The sequence below is a fragment of the Bacillus sp. FSL R5-0603 genome (genome assembly GCF_038050295.1).
Classification (GTDB): Bacteria; Bacillota; Bacilli; order Bacillales; family Bacillaceae; genus Bacillus; species Bacillus subtilis.
Genome location: NZ_JBBOYP010000001.1, coordinates 1 through 23,384, shown reverse-complemented (window position 1 = coordinate 23,384; position 23,384 = coordinate 1). Strand labels below are relative to the sequence as shown.

The 23,384-nt window shown below is 44.3% G+C and carries 15 protein-coding genes, 3 tRNA genes, 3 rRNA genes and 1 other annotated feature; of the genes, 3 read left to right on the top strand and 18 right to left on the bottom strand.

The features are described from left to right. Window positions 1-87: 87 nt before the first annotated feature. Window positions 88-711: a deoxyguanosine kinase gene (gene dgk, locus NYE56_RS00105; protein ID WP_003226790.1), complete on the top strand. Its 624-nt coding sequence runs from the start codon at window positions 88-90 to the stop codon at window positions 709-711. Continuing rightward, window positions 708-1,361, top strand: coding sequence for a deoxyadenosine/deoxycytidine kinase (gene dck / locus NYE56_RS00100; protein ID WP_003226792.1), 654 nt, complete (start codon window positions 708-710; stop codon window positions 1,359-1,361). Before dgk ends, dck begins: the two co-directional genes overlap by 4 nt. Before the next feature lie 111 nt (window positions 1,362-1,472). On the opposite strand, the gene NYE56_RS00095 is transcribed toward dck, so the two are convergent. From NYE56_RS00095 to guaB, 6 genes are all read right to left on the bottom strand, one after another. After that, window positions 1,473-1,565: transfer RNA gene (locus tag NYE56_RS00095), tRNA-Ser, on the bottom strand. Window positions 1,566-1,699: 134 nt separating this feature from the next. Beyond that, window positions 1,700-2,977 carry a serine--tRNA ligase gene (gene serS, locus NYE56_RS00090; protein WP_003247131.1) on the bottom strand — a complete coding sequence of 426 codons (1,278 nt, stop codon included), beginning with the start codon at window positions 2,975-2,977 and terminating at the stop codon, window positions 1,700-1,702. Window positions 2,978-3,033: 56 nt separating this feature from the next. Then, window positions 3,034-3,246, bottom strand: a binding site (T-box leader). 52 nt (window positions 3,247-3,298) lie between these two features. Then, complete coding sequence (gene pdxT / locus NYE56_RS00085; protein ID WP_003226797.1) at window positions 3,299-3,889, bottom strand: pyridoxal 5'-phosphate synthase glutaminase subunit PdxT; 591 nt, start codon at window positions 3,887-3,889, stop codon at window positions 3,299-3,301. A gap of 21 nt (window positions 3,890-3,910) precedes the next feature. After that, a complete protein-coding gene (gene pdxS, locus NYE56_RS00080) occupies window positions 3,911-4,795 on the bottom strand; it encodes a pyridoxal 5'-phosphate synthase lyase subunit PdxS (protein ID WP_003247145.1) in 885 nt (294 codons plus the stop codon). Between the two features lie 196 nt (window positions 4,796-4,991). After that, window positions 4,992-6,323: a D-alanyl-D-alanine carboxypeptidase gene (dacA, locus tag NYE56_RS00075; protein ID WP_015482683.1), complete on the bottom strand. Its 1,332-nt coding sequence runs from the start codon at window positions 6,321-6,323 to the stop codon at window positions 4,992-4,994. Window positions 6,324-6,475: 152 nt separating this feature from the next. Continuing rightward, window positions 6,476-7,942 carry an IMP dehydrogenase gene (guaB, locus tag NYE56_RS00070; RefSeq protein ID WP_003226803.1) on the bottom strand — a complete coding sequence of 489 codons (1,467 nt, stop codon included), beginning with the start codon at window positions 7,940-7,942 and terminating at the stop codon, window positions 6,476-6,478. 120 nt (window positions 7,943-8,062) lie between these two features. Between guaB and NYE56_RS00065 the strand changes: the two genes are divergently transcribed. Then, window positions 8,063-9,010 (top strand): YaaC family protein, encoded by a 948-nt coding sequence (locus NYE56_RS00065; RefSeq protein ID WP_341283291.1) that lies wholly within the window; start codon window positions 8,063-8,065, stop codon window positions 9,008-9,010. A gap of 39 nt (window positions 9,011-9,049) precedes the next feature. Here the strand turns inward: NYE56_RS00065 and rrf are convergent. The 12 genes from rrf to dnaA all read right to left on the bottom strand — a co-directional run bounded on the left by rrf (window position 9,050) and on the right by dnaA (window position 23,384). Continuing rightward, window positions 9,050-9,165 (bottom strand): 5S ribosomal RNA (gene rrf, locus NYE56_RS00060). Window positions 9,166-9,220: 55 nt separating this feature from the next. Further along, window positions 9,221-12,148, bottom strand: a 23S ribosomal RNA gene (locus tag NYE56_RS00055). An 81-nt stretch (window positions 12,149-12,229) separates the two neighbouring features. Further along, window positions 12,230-12,305 (bottom strand) — tRNA-Ala (locus NYE56_RS00050). 11 nt (window positions 12,306-12,316) lie between these two features. Then, a tRNA-Ile gene (locus tag NYE56_RS00045) sits at window positions 12,317-12,393 on the bottom strand. Between the two features lie 102 nt (window positions 12,394-12,495). After that, window positions 12,496-14,045, bottom strand: a 16S ribosomal RNA gene (locus NYE56_RS00040). The 16S, 23S and 5S rRNA genes sit together here with 2 tRNA genes alongside, the layout of an rRNA operon. 288 nt (window positions 14,046-14,333) lie before the next feature. Continuing rightward, window positions 14,334-16,799, bottom strand: coding sequence for a DNA topoisomerase (ATP-hydrolyzing) subunit A (gene gyrA / locus NYE56_RS00035; protein ID WP_003244540.1), 2,466 nt, complete (start codon window positions 16,797-16,799; stop codon window positions 14,334-14,336). Between the two features lie 210 nt (window positions 16,800-17,009). Continuing rightward, window positions 17,010-18,926, bottom strand: a complete 1,917-nt coding sequence (gene gyrB, locus NYE56_RS00030) for a DNA topoisomerase (ATP-hydrolyzing) subunit B (RefSeq protein ID WP_341284367.1) — start codon at window positions 18,924-18,926, stop codon at window positions 17,010-17,012. 54 nt (window positions 18,927-18,980) lie between these two features. Further along, window positions 18,981-19,226, bottom strand: coding sequence for an extracellular matrix regulator RemB (gene remB, locus NYE56_RS00025; RefSeq protein ID WP_003219266.1), 246 nt, complete (start codon window positions 19,224-19,226; stop codon window positions 18,981-18,983). Between the two features lie 17 nt (window positions 19,227-19,243). Beyond that, window positions 19,244-20,356, bottom strand: a complete 1,113-nt coding sequence (recF, locus tag NYE56_RS00020; RefSeq protein WP_341283290.1) for a DNA replication/repair protein RecF — start codon at window positions 20,354-20,356, stop codon at window positions 19,244-19,246. Window positions 20,357-20,371: 15 nt separating this feature from the next. Then, window positions 20,372-20,587 (bottom strand): ribosome maturation protein RlbA, encoded by a 216-nt coding sequence (rlbA, locus tag NYE56_RS00015; protein WP_003226810.1) that lies wholly within the window; start codon window positions 20,585-20,587, stop codon window positions 20,372-20,374. Between the two features lie 130 nt (window positions 20,588-20,717). Next, window positions 20,718-21,854, bottom strand: coding sequence for a DNA polymerase III subunit beta (dnaN, locus tag NYE56_RS00010; protein ID WP_123374041.1), 1,137 nt, complete (start codon window positions 21,852-21,854; stop codon window positions 20,718-20,720). 189 nt (window positions 21,855-22,043) lie between these two features. Continuing rightward, the gene (gene dnaA / locus NYE56_RS00005) at window positions 22,044-23,384 is read right to left on the bottom strand and encodes a chromosomal replication initiator protein DnaA (protein WP_003242674.1); all 1,341 of its coding nucleotides are present in this window, start codon (window positions 23,382-23,384) and stop codon (window positions 22,044-22,046) included.

The following is a 23,384-nucleotide window of genomic DNA, read 5'->3' as shown; positions in this document are numbered from 1 at the left end:
CTTTTTTTCATGGGGGCACCCAAGGGTTGTGATACAATATGAAGGTCGGTAACTGACGCACGTTTTTCAGATATAAGGAGGATTCCGATGAATACAGCCCCTTTTATTGCAATAGAAGGTCCTATCGGGGCAGGAAAAACAACTCTCGCAACGATGCTCTCACAAGAATTCGGATTCCCTATGATCAATGAGATTGTAGAGGATAACCCGTACCTTGATAAGTTTTATGACAATATAGAGGAATGGAGCTTCCAGCTCGAGATGTTTTTTCTTTGTCACAGATACAAACAGCTTGAAGACACCAGTGATCACTTTTTAAAAAAGGGACAGCCTGTAATAGCTGATTATCATATTTATAAAAATGTGATTTTTGCGGAACGCACCTTGTCTCCACATCAGCTGGAAAAATACAAAAAGATATATCACCTGCTAACGGATGATCTGCCAAAGCCGAATTTCATCATTTACATAAAGGCCAGTCTGCCTACATTGCTACACCGCATTGAAAAACGCGGACGCCCCTTTGAGAAAAAAATTGAAACTAGCTATTTGGAGCAGCTGATTTCAGATTATGAAGTCGCCATCAAGCAGCTGCAGGAAGCAGACCCTGAACTTACAGTGTTAACCGTGGATGGTGATTCAAAGGATTTCGTTTTGAATAAGAGCGACTTTGAACGCATTGCCGCCCATGTAAAGGAGCTTATCGTATGAAGGAACATCATATCCCTAAGAATTCAATTATTACAGTAGCAGGAACAGTAGGTGTCGGAAAATCGACTTTAACGAAAACTTTAGCTAAACGGCTTGGATTTAAAACATCTTTGGAGGAAGTCGATCATAATCCATACTTGGAAAAGTTCTATCATGATTTTGAACGTTGGAGCTTTCACCTTCAAATTTATTTCTTAGCTGAACGCTTCAAAGAACAGAAAACAATTTTTGAAGCCGGCGGAGGTTTTGTACAGGATCGTTCGATTTATGAAGATACAGGAATTTTCGCAAAAATGCATGCTGATAAAGGGACAATGTCAAAGGTTGATTATAAGACTTACACAAGCCTTTTCGAAGCAATGGTAATGACACCGTATTTCCCACACCCAGATGTGTTGATCTATTTAGAAGGAGATCTGGAGAACATTTTAAACCGGATTGAACAACGCGGCCGTGAGATGGAGCTTCAGACAAGCAGGTCTTATTGGGAAGAAATGCATACACGCTACGAGAACTGGATAAGCGGTTTTAATGCCTGCCCTGTTTTAAAACTTCGCATTGAAGATTATGATCTTCTGAACGACGAAAACTCGATTGAAAATATTGTAGATCAAATTGCTTCAGTTATTCATGATAATCAAAAAAAGTGAATCTCAGTCGAGATTCACTTTTTCTTTAAAATAAAAAATCCGCCGCACCGAATGCAACGGACAAAACAATCTCCAATATATGCTTGTGTTTCATTAGAATTAAAATCAATATGGCGGAGGAAGAGGGATTCGAACCCCCGCGGGCTTTGACACCCCTGTCGGTTTTCAAGACCGATCCCTTCAGCCGGACTTGGGTATTCCTCCGTATCGACAAGACTTACTATATCACGTATGTTCTCGTGTGGTCAAGCATTTTTAAAAACTTTTTTTGTTTTTATGAAAATGCCGTGTTTACATAAGCAAAAAGGCGCACCTTGTCAGGCACGCCTTTCCATAATTTACGGTTTCATTACTTCTCTATTCCCCATATAAGGACGGAGCACTTTCGGAATCACAACGCTTCCGTCTTCCTGCTGATAATTTTCTAAGATAGCGGCAACTGTTCTTCCAACCGCCAGTCCTGAACCGTTCAGTGTGTGTACATGCTCAGGCTTGCCTTTCGCTTCACGTCTAAAACGAATATTCGCACGTCTCGCCTGGAACGCTTCGAAGTTGCTGCAAGAAGAGATTTCTCGATATGTGTCTTGGCTTGGAATCCAAACTTCGATATCGTATTTTTTCGCAGCCGTAAAGCCTAAGTCACCCGTACACATGCTCATGACACGGTATGGAAGCTCAAGCAGCTGAAGAACCCGTTCTGCTTGGTTTGTAAGCTTCTCTAATTCTTCATAAGAATCTTCAGGCTTCACAAACTTTACAAGCTCAACTTTATTAAATTGGTGCTGACGAATTAATCCGCGTGTGTCACGTCCTGCTGAACCAGCTTCAGAACGGAAGCAAGCACTGAATGCCGCATAGTTGATCGGCAGGCTGTCACCTGAAAGGATTTCATCGCGATGCATGTTTGTAATCGGCACTTCCGCCGTTGGAATTAAGAAATAATCTTCTTCTCTGATTTTAAATGCATCCTCTTCAAATTTAGGAAGCTGCCCCGTTCCCGTCATGCTTGCGCGGTTTACCATATATGGCGGGATCACTTCAGTGTAGTTATACTCATCCACATGCAGATCAAGCATAAAGTTATAAAGCGCACGCTCCAGACGAGCACCTAAGCCTTTATAGAACACGAAACGGCTTCCTGTTACTTTGGCAGCACGTTCAAAATCCAGAATACCCAGCTCATCCGCAATATCCCAGTGCGGCTTCGGCTCATAAGCAAATGAAGGCTTTTCACCCCATTTACGCACTTCTACGTTGTCGTCTTCTGTTTCACCGACAGGTACAGACTCATGCGGAATATTCGGGATTGAGAGAAGGATTGTATCAAGCTCAGCTTCCACTGTCCGTAATTCTTCATCAAGCTTTTTAATTTCCTCGCCGACTTCACGCATTTCTTTAATAATGTGATCCGCGTCTTTTTTCTCACGCTTCAGCACAGCAACCTGCTGAGAAACTTCATTTCGTTTTCCTTTTAACTCTTCAACCTTGCCGATAAGCTCTCTTCGTCTATCATCCAGCGCCTCAAACTTATCAAAATCAGTTAAGTCTTCGCCTTTGTGTACAAGCTTTGCTTTAATTTCTTGAAAATTTGCTCTCAGCATTTTCGTATCAAGCATGCGAAACACTCCTTTTTTTATTGATTTGTCGAAAATAAAAAGAGCCCTCATCCCCATAAAGGGACGAGAGCTCTCGCGTTGCCACCCTGATTGAAAACAAATCAAAGACTCGTTTTCCACTTTCAAACATAACGGTTATCCCGTAAATGCCTACTTGTTTCAGCATTTCGCTCAAGGATGGATTCAGACAGCATCTTTCACCGATTCGCACCAACCATCGGCTCTCTTAGAAAGAGAGGCTTCCTACTAGTTCCTATCAACGCTTTTCGATCTTTATTTGTGCTTATAATGTACTATAAGTTTCCACAGCTTTCAACTGTTTTATACAAGTGCCTTTTGCTTATATTCCTCAACCATTTCAACAAACAGCTGTGTCACTCGGTGATCTTCTGTCAGCTCCGGATGGAATGAGCAGCCAAGGAATTGCCCCTGTTTCGCGGCTACAATACGACCATTATGCTCCGATAGAACTTCAACATTTTCACCAGCTTCTAAAATATGCGGAGCACGGATGAATACCCCTGTAAAAGGCTCGTCCAAGCCTTTAATTGTTAAATCAGCTTCAAAGCTGTCAACCTGCCGGCCAAATGAATTACGTTCTACAACCACATTCAGAAGACCTAAATGAGGATTATCTGAACCGGCAATTTCTTTTGCTAATATAATTAATCCGGCACATGTTCCAAACATCGGTTTGCCCTGAGCAGCGAATTCACGAAGCGGCTCCATGAATTGATACGTATCGATCAAACGGCGCATCGTCGTGCTCTCACCGCCCGGCAAAATCAACCCGTCAACTTCGTTCAGCTGCTCCGGACGTTTTACGACAAGACCAGCCGCGCCGCATGCTTCAATCGCATGGATGTGCTCTCTAACTGCTCCTTGAAGTCCTAGTACACCTATTGTTAACATGTCAGCAGCGCTCCTATGTTCTTACCAGCCGCGTTCTTGCATACGCTGTTCTGGAAGTAAGTTTGAGATTTCAATCCCTTTCATTGCAGTACCAAGCTCTTTTGACAACTCAGCGATCAATTTGTAATCAGTAAAGTGAGTTGTTGCTTCCACAATTGCTTTCGCAAATTTAGCAGGGTTGTCTGATTTGAAAATACCAGAACCAACAAATACTCCGTCAGCACCGAGCTGCATCATGAGAGCAGCATCAGCTGGAGTTGCTACACCGCCAGCGGCAAAGTTAACGACAGGAAGCTTGCCGTCTTTTTTAATTTGAAGAAGAAGCTCGTAAGGAGCACCTAGATTTTTCGCTTCTGTCATTAGTTCATCCTCACTCATCGCAACTACTTTGCGCACTTGAGCGTTAACTTTGCGCATATGGCGAACAGCCTCGACAATATTACCTGTTCCAGGCTCACCTTTTGTGCGAAGCATAGAAGCACCTTCCGCAATACGGCGTGTTGCTTCACCAAGATCACGGCAGCCACAGACAAAAGGAACTGTGTATTCATTTTTATTTAAATGAAATTCTTCGTCAGCCGGCGTCAGAACTTCACTTTCATCAATATAGTCAACACCCATAGCTTCAAGCACACGCGCTTCAACAATATGTCCGATACGCGCTTTTGCCATTACCGGGATAGATACTGCATTCATTACTTCTTCCACGATTGTAGGGTCAGCCATACGGGCAACTCCTCCAGCCGCGCGAATATCTGCTGGCACACGTTCTAGCGCCATTACAGCGACAGCTCCAGCTTCTTCAGCGATTTTCGCTTGTTCCGCATTGATGACGTCCATGATGACGCCGCCTTTTTGCATTTCTGCCATTCCGCGTTTTACACGTTCAGTACCTGTTTGAGCCATTTCTTGGTCCCCCTAATCAAGGTATAGTTATATGATTTCTAATCCTTATTGTATCCTAGAAATCCAATAATTCATATGGATATATACTATTTTATTCGGTTTTTAGCGCTTTGAAAATCATTTTTTATTAAAAATTGGGTTTTTTCAGTATATTACGCGAAAGAGCCCTAACATCCATCAGAGCTCTTTCAATTGATTAAAACCAGCCGGTTACCGTATCAACAATGCTTCCCCAAATTCCGGCAAAAAATCCGCCGATACTGCGCATTGTCAAAACAAACCAGTTTGCTTTTTCTACATTTTCTTTTGTAACAAGGTCTACGCCAGCCAGATCGCTGTTAAGGAATCCGTAATCCTTTTCATCACCTGTGTATTCCGCAGTCAGCTTCCCAACCTTGGTTCCTTTTTTCACAGGAGCAGTTAAGTTGTCTTTATTCAGTGTGACCTTCGCTTTGTAATTCTTTTCTTCACCATTTTTGACAGGAAGAGAGAACGCCTTGTTTGTCACAATGCCTACTTCTTTCTCTTTACCCTTATCAACTGAAATTGTTTTATGGCCTTTTACTTGATCGCCTTCAGCATAAATTTCTTTCATGGAGAAATTGTCGAAAGCATAATCAAACATTTTCTTCGTTTCATCGAAACGGCCTGTATGAAGGTTGCCCTTTGCGTTTAAAACAACAGTGATGACACGCATACCGTTGCGTTCAGCTGTTCCTGTAAAGCATGAACCCGCAGAGTCAGTAGAACCTGTTTTCAGTCCGTCTACAGTCGCTTTTTTATACTCGCTGACAAGCCCCTTCAGCATAAAATTCCAGTTCGGCATGTCCATTTCATCATCGGTGCCTTCTCGGAATTTCGTTTTGGCGATACTGGAAGTCTCCAGTATCTCAGGGTAGTCAGTAATCAAGTGATCCGCAAGAATCGCCATATCCTTTGCAGAAACTTCACTTTCTTCATTTACGCTTGTCCCCTCAGGCTGATGCCCGTGAAGATCTTTGTTTTCAAGACCTGTTGCGTTAACAAATTTGTAATCTGTTAACCCTAGTTCTTTTGCTTTTGCATTCATTTTTTCAACAAACTTAGTTTCAGAACCTGCAACGATTTCTGCAATCGCAATAGCAGCAGCATTTGCAGAATAAATTGCTGTAGCTTGATATAATTCTTTTACTGTGTATTTCCCGTCTTTCCGAAGAGGAACGTTTGATAAGCTGTTATCTTGGGAAATTTCATACACATAGTCATCAGGCGTATAGGTTTGGTCCCATTTCACTTTACCTTGATCAATTGCTTCTAATAACAGATACTCTGTCATCATTTTTGTCATACTGGCAATTGGCAGTCTCTTATCTGCATTTTTACTGTAAAGAATTTTACCTGAAGAAGCTTCGATCATAATAGCAGCAGATGCATTGATATCAATTGGATCGCTGGCTGCTTTTGCTTTTGACATTGGAGCCAGACACGTGACAGCTAGAGTTAACACAACCAATGACATCAGTAGCTGTTTACATTTCTTGATGTTCAATCGTACGACCTCCGTATTTCATTTTCTTCATCTATAATTAAGCCGTTAAGGACATTTTCAATGCACAACAGTATAAATTTTATCATAATCAGTATAAAAAAAATAGACAGAGTCAGAGACCCTGTCAAATGTTTTTAATTTGTAACAATTTATTATGAAATTGTATAGTTAGGTGATTCTTTTGTAATCTGTACGTCATGCGGATGGCTTTCGCGAAGTCCTGCGCCAGTCATGCGAATGAACTGAGCTTCTTCTCTTAGCGCACGCAGATCTTTGGACCCGCAATACCCCATACCAGAACGAAGGCCTCCGACTAGCTGATAAACGGTTTCTTCAACTGGTCCTTTGTAAGGTGTGCGTCCTTCAATTCCTTCAGGAACAAATTTTTTGTTTTCTTCTTGGAAGTAACGGTCTTTACTTCCTTTTTCCATTGCAGCAACTGATCCCATGCCGCGGTATACCTTAAATCTTCTGCCTTGGTAGATTTCAGTTTCACCAGGGCTTTCTGATGTGCCTGCAAGCAAGCTTCCGAGCATAACAGCATGTCCGCCGGCTGCCAATGCTTTAGTGATATCGCCAGAGAATTTAATCCCACCGTCGGCGATGATTGTTTTGCCGTGTTTTCTTGCTTCAGTCGCACAATCATAAATTGCTGTAATTTGCGGAACACCGACGCCGGCTACAACACGTGTAGTACAAATTGAACCAGGCCCTATTCCAACTTTGACAACGTCTGCTCCAGCTTCGATAAGCGCTCTTGTCGCTTCAGCTGTTGCCACGTTTCCAGCAATAATGTTTAATTCGGGATACGTTTCACGGATTTTTGTGACTGTGTTTAAAACGCCTTGAGAGTGTCCGTGAGCTGTATCGATAACAATCACATCAACATTGGCTTCAACAAGCTTTTTGACGCGAGTCATTGTATCGCCAGTTACACCAACTGCCGCGCCAACGATCAGGCGGCCGTGAATGTCTTTAGATGAGTTCGGGAACTCAATGACTTTTTCAATGTCTTTAATTGTGATAAGACCTTTTAATTTATTCTGGTCATCTACGAGAGGAAGCTTTTCAATTTTATGTTTCTGCAAAATCTTTTCAGCTTCATCCAGAGTAGTTCCTACAGATGCAGTAACTAGCTCTTCTTTCGTCATGACGTCGCTGATTTTCATTGAGTAGTCAGAAATAAAACGAAGGTCACGGTTTGTAATAATTCCAACAAGCTTCTGGTCTTCTTCGTTATTTACAATCGGAACACCGGAAATTCTGTATTTCCCCATCAAATGCTCCGCATCAAATACTTGGTGATCAGGAGTTAAAAAGAAGGGATTTGTGATAACGCCGCGCTCAGAACGCTTTACTTTATCAACTTGTTCAGCCTGCTGTTCAATGGACATATTTTTGTGAATGATGCCCAAGCCGCCCTGTCTTGCCATTGCAATTGCCATTGCTGATTCTGTTACAGTGTCCATACCTGCGCTGATGACAGGAATATTTAGCTTTAACGTTTTTGTAAGTTCTACAGATAAATCCACATCACGCGGAAGTACCTCAGACTTTGCTGGTACAAGCAGCACATCGTCAAACGTTAAGCCTTCTTTTGAAAATTTACTTTCCCACATTAGTAAATCCCCCTCTTTTCGGCAAAATATTATATGTAGATTATCAACTAGCCAAGAGCATGTCAAGGAAGCGGGAAAGAGTTGAAATATTTAGATAACAGAAAGGATTAAGAAATATACATGACATATCATGAGTGGAAAGACTTAGCGCTATTTTACTCCGTTGAATCAACCCAGAAATTTCTAGAAAAGGTTTATACCTTAAACGGTATTGACGATGCGAAAAAAAACTCTTTTAAGAACAGTGAACGGTTTATTTATTTCTTAAAGCATGCCGAATCGTTTTATAAACAAGCCGCATATTCTCCCTTAGAAATCAAACCGATTCTTTTATTTTATGGAATGGCACAGCTTATCAAAGCATGCTTAATTACACGTGATCCTCATTATCCAAGCCATACATCAGTACTGGCACATGGCGTAACAACAAGAAAACGAAAGAAACAAAATTATTGTTTTAGCGATGATGAAGTGAAAATACAACGAAATGGCCTATGCATACATTTTATGAAACATTTATTCGGACAATCGGATATAGTAGATGAACGGTATACCATGAAAAAATTATTAATGACCATTCCAGAACTTAGCGATATTTTCTACTTTCAGCAGAAAGAACGATTTATGACAAAAGTTGAGAAGGATAAGAACGAAATTTTTGTACCGGAGGAAGTAGTAATCAATTACAAAATGTCTGATTCAAGGTTTGCTGAATACATGTCCCATCATTATCAATGGTCTTTTACAAAAAATAATGAACACGGGCTGCTGTTCGAGATTTCACCACAAGACAAGGAGCCATGGACATCGACCAGCTTATTGTTTGACATGGAAAAGAACCAATATTATATCCCTTCTCAAAGGGAGCAATTTCTGAGGCTTCCCGAAATGACAATTCATTATTTGATTTTGTACAACGTTGGGATGATTGCAAGGTATGAAACAGAATGGTGGTATGAGTTATTAACACAGCATATAAGTGATGACTACGTGTTAATTCAGCAGTTTTTATTAGTAACAGAAAAGAAATTCCCTAAATACGCTTCACAGTTTCTTCTTCATTTTTAACAAACAAAAAACCCAGCTCATTGAGCTGGGTTTAAACTTGCTTGGCGGCGTCCTACTCTCACAGGGGGAAACCCCCGACTACCATCGGCGCTGAAGAGCTTAACTTCCGTGTTCGGTATGGGAACGGGTGTGACCTCTTCGCTATCGCCACCAAACAAATTGAGAGTGTTCTCTCAAAACTAGATAACAGATGTGACATCATTCAAAAATATGGTTAAGTCCTCGATCGATTAGTATCTGTCAGCTCCATGTGTCGCCACACTTCCACCTCAGACCTATCAACCTGATCATCTTTCAGGGATCTTACTTCCTTGCGGAATGGGAAATCTCATCTTGAGGGGGGCTTCATGCTTAGATGCTTTCAGCACTTATCCCGTCCGCACATAGCTACCCAGCGATGCCCTTGGCAGAACAACTGGTACACCAGCGGTGCGTCCATCCCGGTCCTCTCGTACTAAGGACAGCTCCTCTCAAATTTCCTGCGCCCGCGACGGATAGGGACCGAACTGTCTCACGACGTTCTGAACCCAGCTCGCGTACCGCTTTAATGGGCGAACAGCCCAACCCTTGGGACCGACTACAGCCCCAGGATGCGATGAGCCGACATCGAGGTGCCAAACCTCCCCGTCGATGTGGACTCTTGGGGGAGATAAGCCTGTTATCCCCGGGGTAGCTTTTATCCGTTGAGCGATGGCCCTTCCATGCGGAACCACCGGATCACTAAGCCCGACTTTCGTCCCTGCTCGACTTGTAGGTCTCGCAGTCAAGCTCCCTTGTGCCTTTACACTCTGCGAATGATTTCCAACCATTCTGAGGGAACCTTTGGGCGCCTCCGTTACCTTTTAGGAGGCGACCGCCCCAGTCAAACTGCCCACCTGACACTGTCTCCCCGCCCGATAAGGGCGGCGGGTTAGAAGGTCAATACAGCCAGGGTAGTATCCCACCGATGCCTCCACCGAAGCTGGCGCTCCGGTTTCCAAGGCTCCTACCTATCCTGTACAAGCTGTACCAACATTCAATATCAGGCTGCAGTAAAGCTCCACGGGGTCTTTCCGTCCTGTCGCGGGTAACCTGCATCTTCACAGGTACTATAATTTCACCGAGTCTCTCGTTGAGACAGTGCCCAGATCGTTGCGCCTTTCGTGCGGGTCGGAACTTACCCGACAAGGAATTTCGCTACCTTAGGACCGTTATAGTTACGGCCGCCGTTTACTGGGGCTTCAATTCGCACCTTCGCTTACGCTAAGCGCTCCTCTTAACCTTCCAGCACCGGGCAGGCGTCAGCCCCTATACTTCGCCTTACGGCTTCGCAGAGACCTGTGTTTTTGCTAAACAGTCGCCTGGGCCTATTCACTGCGGCTCTCTCGGGCTTGCACCCTAACAGAGCACCCCTTCTCCCGAAGTTACGGGGTCATTTTGCCGAGTTCCTTAACGAGAGTTCTCTCGATCACCTTAGGATTCTCTCCTCGCCTACCTGTGTCGGTTTGCGGTACGGGCACCTCTCACCTCGCTAGAGGCTTTTCTTGGCAGTGTGGAATCAGGAACTTCGCTACTATATTTCGCTCGCCATCACAGCTCAGCCTTATGGGAAACGGATTTGCCTATTTCCCAGCCTAACTGCTTGGACGCGGATATCCAATACCGCGCTTACCCTATCCTCCTGCGTCCCCCCATTGCTCAAATGGTGAGGAGGTGGTACAGGAATATCAACCTGTTGTCCATCGCCTACGCCTTTCGGCCTCGGCTTAGGTCCCGACTAACCCTGAGCGGACGAGCCTTCCTCAGGAAACCTTAGGCATTCGGTGGAGGGGATTCTCACCCCTCTTTCGCTACTCATACCGGCATTCTCACTTCTAAGCGCTCCACCAGTCCTTCCGGTCTGGCTTCACAGCCCTTAGAACGCTCTCCTACCACTGTTCGAAGAACAGTCCGCAGCTTCGGTGATACGTTTAGCCCCGGTACATTTTCGGCGCAGAGTCACTCGACCAGTGAGCTATTACGCACTCTTTAAATGGTGGCTGCTTCTAAGCCAACATCCTGGTTGTCTAAGCAACTCCACATCCTTTTCCACTTAACGTATACTTTGGGACCTTAGCTGGCGGTCTGGGCTGTTTCCCTTTCGACTACGGATCTTATCACTCGCAGTCTGACTCCCAAGGATAAGTCATTGGCATTCGGAGTTTGACTGAATTCGGTAACCCGGTAGGGGCCCCTAGTCCAATCAGTGCTCTACCTCCAAGACTCTTACCTTGAGGCTAGCCCTAAAGCTATTTCGGAGAGAACCAGCTATCTCCAGGTTCGATTGGCATTTCACCCCTACCCACACCTCATCCCCGCACTTTTCAACGTGCGTGGGTTCGGGCCTCCATTCAGTGTTACCTGAACTTCACCCTGGACATGGGTAGATCACCTGGTTTCGGGTCTACGACCACGTACTCATGCGCCCTATTCAGACTCGCTTTCGCTGCGGCTCCGCATCTTCTGCTTAACCTTGCACGGGATCGTAACTCGCCGGTTCATTCTACAAAAGGCACGCCATCACCCGTTAACGGGCTCTGACTACTTGTAGGCACACGGTTTCAGGATCTCTTTCACTCCCCTTCCGGGGTGCTTTTCACCTTTCCCTCACGGTACTGGTTCACTATCGGTCACTAGGGAGTATTTAGCCTTGGGAGATGGTCCTCCCGGATTCCGACGGAATTTCACGTGTTCCGCCGTACTCAGGATCCACTCAGGAGAGAACGAAGTTTTGACTACAGGGCTGTTACCTCCTATGGCGGGCCTTTCCAGACCTCTTCATCTACCTCGTTCCTTTGTAACTCCGTACAGAGTGTCCTACAACCCCAAGAGGCAAGCCTCTTGGTTTGGGCTAATCCCGTTTCGCTCGCCGCTACTCAGGGAATCGCATTTGCTTTCTCTTCCTCCGGGTACTTAGATGTTTCAGTTCCCCGGGTCTGCCTTCTCATATCCTATGAATTCAGATATGGATACCACTCCATTACGAGTGGTGGGTTTCCCCATTCGGAAATCTCCGGATCAAAGCTTGCTTACAGCTCCCCGAAGCATATCGGTGTTCGTCCCGTCCTTCATCGGCTCCTAGTGCCAAGGCATCCACCGTGCGCCCTTTCTAACTTAACCGTTAAAAAGAATCACTATGTGATATCTTGTATTACTAATTGAATGTGATGTCTACTGTTATCTAGTTTTCAAAGAACACGTTGGTGGAGCCTAGCGGGATCGAACCGCTGACCTCCTGCGTGCAAAGCAGGCGCTCTCCCAGCTGAGCTAAGGCCCCGTTATATAAGATGGTGGGCCTGAGTGGACTCGAACCACCGACCTCACGCTTATCAGGCGTGCGCTCTAACCAGCTGAGCTACAGGCCCATCTTAACTTATTCAAGGAACAAAGTTCCTTCAAAACTAAACAAGACAGGGAACGTTCTGTTTATAAGACCCAAGGTCTTATATTCCGTATAATATCCTTAGAAAGGAGGTGATCCAGCCGCACCTTCCGATACGGCTACCTTGTTACGACTTCACCCCAATCATCTGTCCCACCTTCGGCGGCTGGCTCCTAAAAGGTTACCTCACCGACTTCGGGTGTTACAAACTCTCGTGGTGTGACGGGCGGTGTGTACAAGGCCCGGGAACGTATTCACCGCGGCATGCTGATCCGCGATTACTAGCGATTCCAGCTTCACGCAGTCGAGTTGCAGACTGCGATCCGAACTGAGAACAGATTTGTGGGATTGGCTTAACCTCGCGGTTTCGCTGCCCTTTGTTCTGTCCATTGTAGCACGTGTGTAGCCCAGGTCATAAGGGGCATGATGATTTGACGTCATCCCCACCTTCCTCCGGTTTGTCACCGGCAGTCACCTTAGAGTGCCCAACTGAATGCTGGCAACTAAGATCAAGGGTTGCGCTCGTTGCGGGACTTAACCCAACATCTCACGACACGAGCTGACGACAACCATGCACCACCTGTCACTCTGCCCCCGAAGGGGACGTCCTATCTCTAGGATTGTCAGAGGATGTCAAGACCTGGTAAGGTTCTTCGCGTTGCTTCGAATTAAACCACATGCTCCACCGCTTGTGCGGGCCCCCGTCAATTCCTTTGAGTTTCAGTCTTGCGACCGTACTCCCCAGGCGGAGTGCTTAATGCGTTAGCTGCAGCACTAAGGGGCGGAAACCCCCTAACACTTAGCACTCATCGTTTACGGCGTGGACTACCAGGGTATCTAATCCTGTTCGCTCCCCACGCTTTCGCTCCTCAGCGTCAGTTACAGACCAGAGAGTCGCCTTCGCCACTGGTGTTCCTCCACATCTCTACGCATTTCACCGCTACACGTGGAATTCCACTCTCCTCTTCTGCACTCAAGTTCCCCAGTTTCCAATGACCCTCCCCGGTTGAGCCGGGGGCTTTCACATCAGACTTAAGAAACCGCCTGCGAGCCCTTTACGCCCAATAATTCCGGACAACGCTTGCCACCTACGTATTACCGCGGCTGCTGGCACGTAGTTAGCCGTGGCTTTCTGGTTAGGTACCGTCAAGGTACCGCCCTATTCGAACGGTACTTGTTCTTCCCTAACAACAGAGCTTTACGATCCGAAAACCTTCATCACTCACGCGGCGTTGCTCCGTCAGACTTTCGTCCATTGCGGAAGATTCCCTACTGCTGCCTCCCGTAGGAGTCTGGGCCGTGTCTCAGTCCCAGTGTGGCCGATCACCCTCTCAGGTCGGCTACGCATCGTCGCCTTGGTGAGCCGTTACCTCACCAACTAGCTAATGCGCCGCGGGTCCATCTGTAAGTGGTAGCCGAAGCCACCTTTTATGTTTGAACCATGCGGTTCAAACAACCATCCGGTATTAGCCCCGGTTTCCCGGAGTTATCCCAGTCTTACAGGCAGGTTACCCACGTGTTACTCACCCGTCCGCCGCTAACATCAGGGAGCAAGCTCCCATCTGTCCGCTCGACTTGCATGTATTAGGCACGCCGCCAGCGTTCGTCCTGAGCCAGGATCAAACTCTCCGATAAAGTAGTTTGACTGACTACGCACATCGCTGTGCGATTTATAAAAATGAATTAACAGGTACGTTTTGTCTTGTTTAGTTTTCAAAGAACTTTGTGTACTTCTCTCGAAGCGACTACTTAATAGTAACATTTTTAGTTAACTAGGTCAATACTTTTTTAAAAAAGTTTTTACTAGTCATAATGGTCATGCTTGTGTCTTTAAAAAGACAACAGAAATGATTATACCATAATTTTTATGACTGTAAAGGGTTATGACACAAAAAAGCGCAGCTATTTCAGCTGCGCTTTTTCTCACACTTCTTCTTGTTCTTCTTCATTCTCATCTTCTTCGTTTTTCTCTACTAAAGCTACTGTAGCAACATGCTCTTCTTCTGCCATTCTGATGAGACGCACACCTTGAGTGACACGTCCGGTGATGGAGATATCATTGATGTCCATTCTGATGAGTACGCCGCTAGCTGTAATAATCATTAGATCCTCTTCACCTTTAGTAGCTTTCACTGCTACTAGTTGGCCGTTGTTCTCGGTGATTTTCGCTGTTTTGAGTCCTTTTCCGCCCCGGCTTTGGGTTCTGTACTCTTCAGCCGGAGTTCGTTTTCCGTACCCTTTTTCAGTTACGATAAGGACGTGTGATTCTTCCTCTAATATCTCCATGCCGACAACAACGTCGTCATCCGTCAGGGTGATGCCTTTTACGCCCGCCGCAGTTCTTCCCATCTCCCGGACATCTGTTTCAGGGAAACGGATCAGTAAACCGTTTTTCGTTCCAATGATGATTTGTTTTGTGCCGTCAGTCAGACGTACACCCATCAGTTCATCATCTTCACGAAGACTCAGAGCAATTAGACCATTGTTTCGGATATTAGCGAATTGAGATAGCGATGTTCGTTTTGAAACCCCATGCTTTGTAGTGAAGAAAAGGTAAAGCTCCGCATTAAATTCCGTGACTGGAATAATCGCGTTGATCCACTCACCTTTTTCTACCTCCAGCAGGTTAATAATCGGGATTCCTTTTGCCGTTCTGCCGTATTCAGGGATTTCATACCCTTTTGCACGATACACTTTCCCCTTGTTCGAGAAGAAGAGAATCGTGTCATGAGTTGACGTAGAGATCAAATGTTCAACGAAATCATCTTCGTTTGTTCCCATACCTTGTACACCTTTTCCGCCCCGTTTTTGACTGCGGTAAGTTGATGCAGGAAGACGTTTGACGTATCCGTTGTGCGTCAGAGTAACTACGATATTTTCTCTCTCGATGAGATCTTCATCTTCAATTGTCTCCAGTCCAGAAGTGACGATCTCAGTACGTCTTTCATCGTTAAAACGCTCTTTGATTTCCGTGAGTTCTTCACGAATGATCTCAAGCACTTTATATTCATTTGCCAAGATGTCTTTTAGCTCTGCAATTAATTTAACAAGAGATTGGTATTCTTCTTCTATCTTTTCACGTTCCAGTCCCGTTAAACGCTGGAGCCTCATGTCAAGGATCGCTTGTGCTTGCTTCTCTGTCAGTGAGAATTGTTCAATTAAACCTGTTCTCGCAATTTCAGCCGTTTGAGAATTACGGATAAGGGAGATAACTGCATCGAGATGATCCAGTGCAACTCTCAATCCTTCCAAGATATGAGCTCTCGCTTCTGCTTTACGTAATTCATAAGCAGTACGGCGTCTAATGACAACTTTTTGATGGTCAAGGTAATGCTCCAGGCATTGCTTAAGAGTTAAAACTTTCGGCTGGCCATCAACAAGTGCAAGCAGGTTGATGCCAAAAGATGTTTGTAGAGCAGTTTGTTTGTACAGATTGTTTAAGATGACATTTGCATTGGCATCGCGTCTGATTTCAATGACAATTCTCATACCTGTACGATCTGACTCATCACGCAGATCTGTGATACCCTCTATCTTTTTGTCCCTTACGAGATCAGCAATTTTCTCAATTAATTTCGCCTTATTTACTTGGTAAGGTAACTCTGTAACGATAATTCTTTCTTTACCCGAAGATGTTTGTTCGATCTCAGCTTTTGCCCGGATCGTGATAGAGCCTCGGCCTGATTCGTATGCTTTCCGGATACCGCTGCGTCCCAAGATTTGACCCGCAGTCGGGAAATCAGGCCCTGGAATGACTTCCATAAGCTCTGGAATGGTAATGTCCGGATTCTCACTGACAGCAAGTACACCGTCAATGATTTCTCCCAGCTGGTGCGGAGGAATGTTTGTTGCCATACCTACCGCAATGCCGGCAGCACCGTTCACGAGCAGATTCGGGAACCTTGAAGGCATAACGACAGGTTCTCTTTCTGACCCGTCATAGTTATCCTGGTAATCGATTGTGTCTTTTGTGATGTCGCGAAGAATCTCCATTGAGATTTTAGACATTCTTGCTTCTGTATAACGCATGGCCGCCGCTGAGTCTCCGTCAACAGAACCGAAGTTTCCGTGACCGTCAACGAGCATATAACGGTAGTTGAAATCCTGAGCCATTCTGACCATGGATTCATATACCGCTGAATCACCGTGCGGGTGGTATTTCCCGATAACTTCTCCAACGATACGCGCGGATTTTTTATAAGGCTTGTCACTTGTCATGCCTAAATCATTCATTGCATACAAAATCCGTCTATGAACCGGTTTTAAACCGTCTCGAACATCTGGAAGAGCACGGGACACGATAACGCTCATTGCATAATCCAAGAAGGACGTACGCATTTCCTGACTGATATTTATTTCACGAACTTGTGGTGTGTTTTGTTCACTCATTAAAAAACCTCCCTGAAGTATCACATGAAATATGTGGGAGTAGATTGTCCATTATGACCTTCAATACGATTTCACTATTCTCCATTATATCAATAAACTTATGATTATACACATTAAATTGCTAGAATATATAGGTATTGCAGGCATTGCTGCATCTGATCTTGTTCAGAAAAAAGCCTTATTTCTTATTGGAAATAAGGCTTTTTATGATTAGATGTCAAGATTTTTAACGTATCTCGCATTCGCTTCTATGAAGTTTCGGCGCGGTTCTACCTTGTCGCCCATAAGCATTTCAAAAGTCTCGTCCGCATCCATTGCATCTTCAAGAGTTACCTGAAGAAGTGTTCTGGAACTAGGATCCATGGTTGTCTCCCATAGCTGGGTAGCATTCATTTCACCAAGACCTTTATAGCGCTGCAGTCCAGGCTTAGGCGTTTGAGGAAGAGTTTTTAACAGCTCTTCAAGCTCCTTGTCATTGTACGCATATTCAACACGTTTCCCCTGTTGAACCTTGTAGAGCGGCGGCTGCGCAATGTACACGTAGCCATTTTCGATAATTTGGCGCATATATCTGTAAAAGAACGTTAACAGCAGTGTTCTGATGTGCGCGCCGTCAACATCGGCATCTGTCATAATGACAACTTTGTGGTAACGGGCTTTCTCAAGGTTGAAGTCTTCCCCAATACCTGTGCCGAGCGCTGTGATCATAGAGCGAACTTCGTTGTTAGAAAGGATTTTATCCAGTCTGGCCTTTTCAACGTTTAGGATTTTACCTCTAAGCGGCAAAATGGCTTGGAAATGTCTGTCGCGTCCTTGTTTAGCAGATCCTCCGGCAGAGTCACCCTCTACGATATATAACTCGGAAATGCTCGGATCTTTTGAAGAGCAGTCCGCTAACTTACCGGGCAGGTTTGAAATTTCCAAAGCACTCTTACGACGTGTTAGTTCACGGGCTTTTTTCGCAGCCATTCTTGCTCTTGCCGCCATTAAGCCTTTATCGACAATTTTTTTGGCTGCATCTGGATTTTCCAGCATAAATGTTTCCATCGCCGTAGAAAATAACGTATCGGTGATCGTCCGTGCTTCTGAGTTGCCCAGCTTTGTTTTCGTTTGGCCCTCAAACTGCGGATCAGGGTGTTTGATTGAAATAATCGCTGTCAGCCCTTCCCTTACGTCATCTCCGCTTAGGTTTGGATCATTTTCTTTAATAAGCCCTTTTTTTCTGGCGTAATCGTTGATAACACGAGTCAGGCCCGTTTTGAAGCCAGCTTCATGGGTACCGCCTTCGTACGTGTTAATGTTGTTTGTAAACGAGTAAATGTTGCTTGTGTAGCTGTCATTGTATTGCAAAGCCACTTCAACCGTAATGCCGTCCTTTTCGCCTTCAATGTAAATCGGCTCTTCATGGACAACCTCTTTAGAGCGGTTTAAATACTCTACATAACTTTTAATTCCGCCTTCGTAATGGTATTCATTTTTGCGCTCTTGTCCTTCACGTTTATCTTCAATCGTGATGTTTACACCCTTTGTTAAAAAGGCTAATTCACGCACGCGGTTGGCAAGCAGATCATAATCATACTCGGTTGTTTCTGAGAAAATTTCAGGGTCCGGGACAAAATGTGTCGTCGTTCCTGTATGATCCGTTTCGCCAATGATTTCAAGGTCTGTAACCGGAACTCCGCGTTTATAGGTTTGGCGATGAATTTTACCGTCACGTTGAACCGTCACATCAAGCTCTGTTGATAGTGCGTTTACGACCGACGCACCTACACCGTGTAATCCTCCGGATACTTTATAGCCGCTTCCGTCAAATTTTCCTCCGGCATGAAGCACCGTCATAATGACTTCTACCGCAGGACGGCCCATTTTTTCATGAATACCGACTGGAATACCGCGGCCATTATCTACAACCGTGATACTGTTGTCTTTTTCGATTTGGATATTGATATCCGTACAATAACCGGCGAGGGCTTCGTCAATACTATTGTCGACAATTTCCCATACCAGGTGGTGAAGGCCTTTGCTGTTTGTCGAACCGATATACATCCCCGGTCTTTTACGAACAGCTTCCAATCCTTCTAGTACCTGTATCTGATTTTCATCATAACTGTTTTGCTGCTGTTCCATAGCCACGTCATTCACCTACACTTTTCTAAACGATATATTCGTGAAAAAAAATTTCTAAGAATCTATTTCAAACATAAATTGCGCACGTTTTTTTAATGTGCTGGAAGATAAGGGAGAGTAATATATATTCTGAACCGTGACTACGATAGATTTGGGCGTGCCGTTTACGGAAGGCACCACCTTGTGTTTCTGTTTTTTCAGAAATTCTTCAACAATAGGCGACATGTTGGCTTTAAAGTCAAAAATGCCGACAATATCTCGTGTTGAAACCACAAAGTCATCACCTAAATGAATATACAATTGCTCACCTCATTTCTTCACTTCACTAACGCACCATTTTGCACACGGAACATTCCTGCTTGACGTAAGGTTTCGTGATCAATGCCATCAACGCTTGTCGTTGTGACAAACGTTTGTACACGGCCTTGGATCGTATGAAGCAAGTGTGACTGGCGATAATCATCCAGTTCACTCAGTACATCATCCAATAGTAAAATGGGATATTCTCCGATTTCTTCATGGATCAGGTCAATCTCCGCCAGCTTAAGGGACAACGCCGTCGTTCGCTGCTGTCCTTGAGAACCATACGTCTGCACATCGCGTCCGTTCACATAGAAAAGAACATCATCACGATGAGGCCCTGACAGCGTCACACCACGCTCAATTTCTTTTTCTCTTAATTTAGAAAACGCTTCTTGATAGCTATCTCCCATTTTCGACAAATCTAGGGGATCTGATACATCAAGAGCTGTATGGTATTTCAGGGTCAGTTCTTCAAGTCCTCTTGAGATGCCTGCATGGATGGGCTGCGCCCATTTCTCGAGCTGTGCTGTAAACTGCAGGCGTTTTACGACGACTTTTGCTGCAACTTCTACAAGCTGATCGGTCAAAACATCGAGCATCGTCCGGTCAGTTTGTTTTCTTGTTTGCAGCTGTTTCAAAAAATGATTCCGCTGGGAAAGGATTTTCTGGTAAAGAGAAAGATCATGAAGGTAGACGGGAGAAACCTGTCCGATTTCCATGTCAAGAAACCGCCTTCTCACTTGAGGGCTTCCCTTTACAAGATTTAAATCTTCCGGCGCGAACATAATGGTGTTGAGGGCCCCGACATACTGGCTGAGCTTTTGCTGTTCAATATGATTGACCTTGCCCTTTTTACCCTTTTTGGAGATGACGAGCTGCATCGGGACCGCCCCGTTTTGCTTCATCACTCTTCCCTCTATTTTAGCATAGTCTTTGTCCCACCGTATAAGTTCTTTGTCATTTGATGTCCGGTGCGATTTCGCCATGGACAAGACATAGATCGCCTCCATGAGGTTTGTCTTCCCCTGGGCGTTTTCTCCGATGATCACATTTACTTTATTTTCAAATTGAAGTTCAGCATGGTCGTAGTTGCGGTAAGATGTCAGTTCTAAGTTCTGGATATACAATCAGTGTCACCCGCTTTAATTGACGACTTGAAATGAACCAAATCCTTCAATCTCTACCACATCTCCAACATACAGCTTTCTGCCCCGGCGGTTGTCCGGCTCATCGTTCACAAGCACTTCATGCTCGCTTAAAAACCACTTCGCCATACCGCCAGACTGAATCACATCGGCTAATTTTAAGAATTGTCCGAGTGTAATCATCTCTGTATCAATTGAAATCGGATTTGCCATTATATCGACCTCTTTCAAATATCACTAATATCTAATTGTACTAAAAAAAAACGAATTAGGGAAAGGGAAAACTTGTCGGAGCAGATACCGAATAGAAAAGCTGCCGACAGGTCGGCAGCAGTGTATCGGATTAATAGGTTCTGACAGGGAGGATAAGCTGTACAATCGTTTCATCATTCGGCGTGCGAATTAAGAAAGGTCTCATTGCGCCTGTAAAGCTTACGCGTATTTCTGCTCCTTCAAGCACCTTTAGTGCATCCAGCATATATTTTGGACTAAAAGAGATATTTAATTCCTCACCTTCAACTTGATCCGCAGCAATTGCTTCCACAACTTTACCGATTTCCGGCGAATTGGAAGAAATTTCAATGGATTCAGCCGGTTTTGCGGACAGTTTTACAACGTTGTTGCGTCCCTCTCTAGCTAAAAGAGATGCACGATCAATGGCCTGAAGGAATTCTTTTGTGTTCACAATGATTTCTGTTTTGCTGTCTTGCGGAATCAGGCTGGTTGTGTCTGGATAATTCCCGTCCAGAAGCCGTGAGAAGAATAAGACGTTTTTCGCTTTAAACAGAACTTGGGTTTCTGTGATGACGATATCTACAAGTTCCTGGTTGTCATCTAAAATCTTGCTGAGTTCAGTTAAACTTTTTCCCGGAATCACGACGTTATAAGATCTGTCTTCTGGAATATCAAGTTTTGCCTTTCTTAATGCAAGACGGTGGCTATCCGTTGCAGTGCATAATAATTCACTTTGCTCCACTTTCCAGTTTACACCTGTCAAGATAGGGCGTGTTTCTGAGGTGGACACTGCAAATACTGTTTGTCTGATTAGATTTTTTAACAAATCAGTTGGGATCTGAATCGCATGATGCTCTTCAATCTGCGGCAAGTGCGGATACTCATCAGCATCCAGTCCGTTTAGATTAAATTCAGCTTTACCAGAACGGATAATCGTCAAATATTGATTTTGGACTTCGATTTCTACAGTTGCCATCGGCAATTTTTTTACAATTTCACTAAAAAAGCGAGCCTGTAAAACGATGCTTCCGGGCTGTTCAATAGTGACGATTTCTTTATCTCCTTCTTCTTTAGGAATGAAGGATTCAATAGAAATATCTGAGTCACTCCCTGTAAAGGATACTCCATCATCTGATGCAACAATTTTAATACCAGTCAGAATGGGAATCGTGGTTCTGGATGAAACTGCTTTTAATACATCTTGGACACTTTCAACAAGACGATCTTTTTGAATCGTGAATTTCATTTTTATCCTCCTAACGGATAATGTATTAATATATATATTTATAAAAAAATAGTAGAAGTAATAGTAGGGCCTGTGGATTTGTGGATAAGTTGTGAAAAAGACAGGAAACACAGCCTATCCACATGTGGACAGACTGTGTATGACTTCCGAAAAGTTATTCACACTTTCCCCGATTGATCCCCGGTCCTGCTATTTAAGCTGTTCTTTAATTTCTTTTACATGCTGCTGAAGCTGTTCATCATCTGCCAGCAGTTTTGAAATTTTTTCATGCGCATGAATAACGGTCGTATGATCACGTCCTCCAAACTCTTCACCGATTTTAGGAAGAGAGGAATCAGTCATTTCCCTTGATAAGTACATGGCGATTTGACGCGGAAAAGCTACTGACTTTGTCCGTTTTTTTGCTTTGAAATCCTCGAGTTTAATATTAAATTGCTGGCCTACTACCCTCTGAATTTCTTTTATCGTAATGACTTTCGGTTTTGAGGAAGGAATAATATCTTTCAACGCCTCAGCGGCCAGATCAGCATTAATATCTTTATTAATTAAAGATGAATAAGCGACAACTCTGATTAATGCTCCTTCGAGTTCCCGAATATTGCTGTCGATTTGATTCGCGATGTAAAGCATAACCTCGTTCGGAATATCGAGGCCTTCTGCTTTGGCTTTTTTTCTTAAAATTGCAATTCTCGTTTCTAGATCAGGCGGTGTGATATCTGTAATAAGTCCCCATTCAAAACGTGAGCGCAATCTGTCTTCAAGTGTCGGAATTTCCTTTGGCGGTCGGTCGCTTGAAATGACGATTTGTTTGCTTTCTTCGTGCAATGTGTTAAATGTATGGAAAAATTCTTCCTGGGTTTGTTCTTTCCCCGCTAAAAATTGAATATCATCTATCAAAAGCACATCAACATTTCGATAGCGATTGCGGAAGTCGACGGCTTTATTATCTCGGATAGAGTTGATGAATTCGTTTGTGAATTTCTCAGAAGACAGATAAACCACTTTGGCAGAAGGATTATGATCTATTACATAATGGCCGATCGCATGCATTAAGTGCGTTTTCCCTAAGCCGACGCCCCCATAGATAAATAAAGGGTTGTAAGCTTTCGCGGGTGCTTCCGCTACTGCGAGGGAAGCTGCGTGTGCAAATCGGTTTCCAGATCCGATGACAAAAGTATCAAAAGTATATTTTGGATTGAGCATATTTTGAGGAAAATCAGATGTATCTTCTTTGACCGCTTTTTTGACTTGCGGTTTCGGCATAAAGTCCTCAACATCTTGATTTTGAGGAATGACAAACTTAATGCTCAATTCTTCCCCGGTTAATTCATATATAGTATCTGCAATCAGATGCAAGTATCTGGACTCCAGCCAGTCTCTGGCAAATTCATTGGGAGCCGTGATTGTTAATGTATCGCCTTGCAGTGAGTGGGCTTTGGTTGACTTCATCCAAGTCTCAAAACTCGGTTTGCTCAACTTTTTTTCGATTTGAGCAAGGGCTTGGTTCCACAGGTCTAATATATTTTCCAT